We start from the raw sequence: 4,440 nt of genomic DNA, 5'->3' as shown, positions 1-4,440 counted from the left end.
GGTCGTCCTGTGGGCCTTCGCCCATCTGATGGCCAATGGCGACCTGGCGTCGGTGATCCTGTTCGGGCCTTTCTGGCCTATGCGGCGGTTGATCTGGTGTCGGTCAGCCTGCGCGGCGACCCGCCGCCGCCGCGCGGCTCGGTGGTCAGCGACGTGATCGCCGTGGTGTTCGGCGCCGGGCTTTATGTGCTCTTCCTGCTGTTCGCCCACCGCTGGATGTTCGGGGTCTCGCCGCTGGGGTGAGGCAGGCCTCGCCGCCGTCCCTGACGGCGGCAACCGTCAAGACGGTATTCGCGCCGCGTGACGAATGCGCAGGATGAAAACCGTGTCTCCCTCGATCCGATAGCGGACAAGATAGGGGCGGATGATCGCCAGTTCGCGATGTTGTCGTCCGACAGGTCTACTGCGGCCCGGATTTTCGGCGAGGCTTTCGGCCGTTCTGACCAGTTTCATCGCAAAACGTTGGGCGGCCAATGGGCTGAATTCGGTGATGTAACCGCGAATGGCGGCCAGGTTGGAGCGCGCTTCGTCGGTCCAGACTACTCGCCGCACTTTGGCGGGGCGCCTTCGTTGGGCGTTCCCCACGACAACAGCCAGCGCTTCATCGCCTTGTGGCTCACGACTCGACCGGCGGCGATATCGGCTTCAGCGCGCTCATCGGCGGCCGCTTCAGCGGCGTCTGTCTCGTCGAACAAGGAGGGCTCAGCCTTCGACATGGGGTCAGCCTACCATATCGCCGAGGGTCCGAGTAGACGCCCTACCGCCCGGCCCGCCGGCGCAGGGCGCCGCGCATGAAGTCGACCGGCGGGTCGGCCTCGGCCTGGACGGCGTCGCGGACGGCGCGGGGCTCGCCGAACAGGTGGCCCTGGCCGTAGCCGATGTCGAGCTCGAGGATGTCGACGATCTGACGCTCGTGCTCGACCTTCTCGGCGATCACCTCGATGCCGTAGCGACGGGTCAGGCCGGCGAAGTCGGCGGCGTTCAGGTCGGGCAGGGAGGCGATGACCAGCTTGCCGTCCTGCTCCTCCAGCTGCTCCAGCATCAGCTGGGCGCCGATCTTCAGGAACTTGACGTCGGCGCGGGCCAGGTCCTGGAAGTCCAGGTCCAGGTCATTGACCTTGTCGAGGCTGAAGCGGAAGCCCAGGCTGGCCAGACGCGCCATGTGGCGGGCCTCGACCGGACCGCGGTTGTCGAAGGCGGCCTGGCCCAGTTCGAAGATCAGGGCGCCCGACAGGTCCTTGTTGGCCTGCAGGAACTCGAGGAACTGGCCGAAGAACTGCTCGTCGGCCAGGCTGGCCAGCGAGATGTTGCAGAAGATCCCGACCTTGCGGTCCTGCTTGGCCAGCCGGCGGACGATCTGCACGCAGCGGAACAGCAGCAGGTTGTCGATGGCGGCGGTCAGGCCCGAGGGCTCGGCCACGGCCAGATACTCGGCCGGCATCATGATGCGGCCGGTCTCGTCGCGCAGGCGCGAGAAGCTTTCGTAGAACACCGTGCGGCGCTGGGGCAGGCTGACGACCGGCTGCAGGTAGAGGTCGACGCGGTTCTCGGCCAGGGCGTCTTGCACCACTTCCAGAAGCGCGGTGGACTGGGGCGAGCGGTCCCGCGTCTCGCTGCGGGCGGCGGCGACCTGGTAGGTCAGCTGATGTTCCAGGCGCTCGCTCATCCGCTGGACGACGTCTTCCAGCTGGTGGACCTCGCTGGTCAGGGCGGCCGAGCGCTTCTGGGCGTCCTCGGCGACGCTCTCGACCAGGGTGGTCATGCGGCCGTCGATCTTCTCGATCTGTTCCAGCAGAATGGCGTGGGCCTCGCGGACGGTCTCGAGATCGAGGCGCAGTTGGGCGCTGTCGAAAACGCCGGCGATGATGCCGTGGAAGGCGAAGCAAAGACCCAGGGTGGCGATGAAGGCCGACAGACCGACAGCCGGAGCCGCTCCCGTGCGCCACAGCATCAGGGAGACGATCAAGGCCAGACAGAGATAGGCGCCGGTCAAGAGCGCCAGTTTCAGTCGTCGCATCTTCGCATCCAAATACGAATCGTTAGGGTCAACTATCGTCTCCCGCGGCGGTCCGAGTCGAATAGATTAACGCCGCTGGGCCATTACGCCGCGCCCTTGATGCGCAAAACGCCCTTACGTGCAGGCCTGCATCGACAGGGCGGCGTCAGGCTGATAATCGTTCGCAAGTTTTACCGGGGCGACGATGTCCGACGTTTTGGCTTTCCCGACCGAGTCTACCCCGGCGCCCCCGCTCCGGTCGTCTGAGCGCGCCCTGGGCCAGGCGGTCAAGGGCGAGCGCGGCGTCATCGTGCGGGTGGGCGGCGACACCGGCGCGCCCGAGGCCATCGACATGGCGGAACTCGAGCGCCGTTTGCTCGAGATGGGCTTTGTCGAAGGCGCGCGGGTCGAGGTTCTGCACGAGGGCCTGTTCGGCGCCGATCCGATCGCGGTGCGCGTCGATGACATGCGGGTCGCCCTGCGTCGCCGCGAGGCCGGGGCCGTGACGGTAAGATTCGACGAGGCTCCGTCTTGACCGAGGCCGCCGCGCCGCCGACCCGCATCGCCCTGGTCGGCAATCCCAATTCCGGCAAGACCGCCCTGTTCAACGCCCTGACCGGCAGCCGCCAGAAGGTCGCCAACTACGCCGGGGTCACGGTCGAGCGCAAGGAGGGGGTGATCACCCTGCCGAGCGGTCATGGCGCCCACCTGCTGGATCTTCCAGGCACCTACAGCCTGCGCGCCCGCAGCCCGGACGAGGCCGTGACCCGCGACGCGGTTCTGGGGCGGCTGGCCGGCGAGATCGTTCCCGATGTCCTGGTCTGCGTCGCCGACGCCACCAATCTGCGGCTGGTGCTGCGGCTCGTGCTCGAGCTCAAGCAGGTCGGCCGGCCCTTTGTGCTGGCTCTGAATATGTACGACATCGCCCAGCGCCAGGGCCTGCGGATCGATCTGGAGCGCCTGTCGGCCGAGATCGGCGCGCCGATCGTCACCACCGTCGCCACCCGCAAGCGCGGTCTCGACGAACTGATGGCTCAGGTCGAGGCCCTGGCCCTGAGCCGCGAGGGCGAGCATGGCAGCGTCTGGCGCGAACCGACCGCCGCCGAGATCCGCGCCGCCCACGGCGAGGCGCAGCGGATCGTCAAGGCCTGCGTCAAGCCGCCCGAACGGCCCGACACCATTACCGGCAAGATCGACGCCGTGTTGCTCAATCCGGTCGGCGGCCTGCTGATCCTGGGCCTGCTTCTGTTCGTCATGTTCCAGGCGGTGTTCACCTGGGCGACGCCGGCCATGGACCTGATCGAGATCGCCTTCGCCGCGGTCGGCGACCTCGCCGCCGCCGTCCTGCCCGACGGCCTGCTGCAGAGCCTGGTCACCGACGGGGTGATCGCCGGGGTGGGCAGCGTGCTGGTCTTCCTGCCGCAGATCGTCATCCTGTTCTTCTTCATCCTGCTGCTCGAAGACAGCGGCTACATGACCCGCGCGGCCTTTCTGATGGACAAGATCATGGGCGGGGCCGGCCTGCATGGCCGGGCCTTCATTCCCCTGCTGTCCAGCTTCGCCTGCGCCATCCCCGGGGTGATGGCCACGCGGGTGATCGACAACAAGCATGACCGCCTGACGACGATCCTGGTGGCCCCGCTGATGACCTGCTCGGCGCGGATCCCGGTCTATACCCTGATCATCGGCGCCTTCATCCCGGCCAAGACGGTGTGGGGCGGCCTGTCCCTGCAAGGGCTGGTGATGTTTGGCCTCTATTCCGCCGGCATCGTCAGCGCCCTGCTGGTGTCGCTGGTCATCCGCCGGGTGTTCTGGCGCGGCGCGGTCGAGCCCTTCATGATGGAGCTGCCGACCTATCGCTGGCCCGAGCCGCGCAATGTGCTGATGAATTTGTGGACCCGGGCGCGGATCTTCCTGACCCGGGCCGGTCGCATCATCCTGCCGCTGATGGTGCTGGTCTGGGTGCTGTCGACCTTCCCCTATCCGCCGGAGGGGGCGACAGGGCCGCGATCGATCGACTACAGCTTCGCCGGACGGATCGGCCATTTCATCGCCCCGGTGATTGGCCCCGATCGGGTTCAACTGGCAGATGACGGTCGCCCTGATCCCGCGGCTTCGCGGCGCGCGAGGTGGCGGTCCGCCGCCCTTGGGACGGTCTAATGCCGTCGCCGACGCCGAGACTCGTCGACGGCCCTGGGCTCGGTGCTGGCGGGCAAGTGGTCGCTGGCCAGCGCCCTGTCCTTCCTGGTCTGGTACATCTTCCCCCGCAGTGCGCGGCGACCCTCGGCGTGGGTCAAGCGCGAGACCAATGGCTGGGCCTGGCCGGCGGTGATGTTCCCTACATGACCAGCCTGGCCTATCTGGCCTCGTTCGCGACCTATCACATCGCCGTGGCGATGGGGCCGGCTGAGCCCGAACGAAAACGCCCGCCCCGGTGATCCGGA

At 67.6% G+C, this 4,440-nt stretch carries 4 protein-coding genes and 2 pseudogenes; 3 read left to right on the top strand and 3 right to left on the bottom strand.

Annotated features, from left to right (window positions below; translation table 11 throughout):
* Positions 1 to 28: 28 nt before the first annotated feature.
* A pseudogene (locus CSW58_RS13755) lies at positions 29 to 243 on the top strand (NnrU family protein).
* 36 nt (positions 244 to 279) lie between these two features.
* Here the strand turns inward: CSW58_RS13755 and CSW58_RS09430 are convergent.
* The 3 genes from CSW58_RS09430 to CSW58_RS09420 are packed head-to-tail and all read right to left on the bottom strand — an operon-like array spanning position 280 to position 2,017.
* The gene (locus CSW58_RS09430; protein WP_099447106.1) at positions 280 to 552 is read right to left on the bottom strand and encodes a type II toxin-antitoxin system RelE/ParE family toxin; all 273 of its coding nucleotides are present in this window, start codon (positions 550 to 552) and stop codon (positions 280 to 282) included.
* The gene (locus CSW58_RS09425; RefSeq protein ID WP_099447105.1) at positions 540 to 716 is read right to left on the bottom strand and encodes a CopG family transcriptional regulator; all 177 of its coding nucleotides are present in this window, start codon (positions 714 to 716) and stop codon (positions 540 to 542) included. Before CSW58_RS09425 ends, CSW58_RS09430 begins: the two co-directional genes overlap by 13 nt.
* A 41-nt stretch (positions 717 to 757) precedes the next feature.
* Complete coding sequence (locus CSW58_RS09420) at positions 758 to 2,017, bottom strand: EAL domain-containing protein (RefSeq protein ID WP_099447104.1); 1,260 nt, start codon at positions 2,015 to 2,017, stop codon at positions 758 to 760.
* Positions 2,018 to 2,201: 184 nt separating this feature from the next.
* Between CSW58_RS09420 and CSW58_RS09415 the strand changes: the two genes are divergently transcribed.
* Both CSW58_RS09415 and feoB read left to right on the top strand, forming a co-directional pair.
* A complete protein-coding gene (locus CSW58_RS09415) occupies positions 2,202 to 2,531 on the top strand; it encodes a FeoA family protein (protein WP_099447103.1) in 330 nt (109 codons plus the stop codon).
* Positions 2,528 to 4,434: pseudogene (gene feoB, locus CSW58_RS09410) on the top strand (ferrous iron transport protein B). The gene CSW58_RS09415 and the pseudogene feoB overlap by 4 nt, the downstream one beginning before the upstream one ends.
* Positions 4,435 to 4,440 lie beyond the last annotated feature (6 nt).

The sequence above is a fragment of the Caulobacter sp. B11 genome (assembly GCF_002737765.1).
Taxonomy (GTDB): domain Bacteria; phylum Pseudomonadota; class Alphaproteobacteria; order Caulobacterales; family Caulobacteraceae; genus Caulobacter.
This window is presented reverse-complemented; position numbering and strand designations above follow the sequence as displayed.

What these genes read in the sequence shown, in the direction of transcription:
- CSW58_RS09425 (WP_099447105.1), bottom strand. Translation starts at nt 716, where the DNA reads ATGTCGAAGGCTGAGCCCTCCTTGTTCGACGAGACAGACGCCGCTGAA.
- CSW58_RS09420 (WP_099447104.1), bottom strand. Translation starts at nt 2,017, where the DNA reads ATGCGACGACTGAAACTGGCGCTCTTGACCGGCGCCTATCTCTGTCTG.
- CSW58_RS09415 (WP_099447103.1), top strand. Translation starts at nt 2,202, where the DNA reads ATGTCCGACGTTTTGGCTTTCCCGACCGAGTCTACCCCGGCGCCCCCG.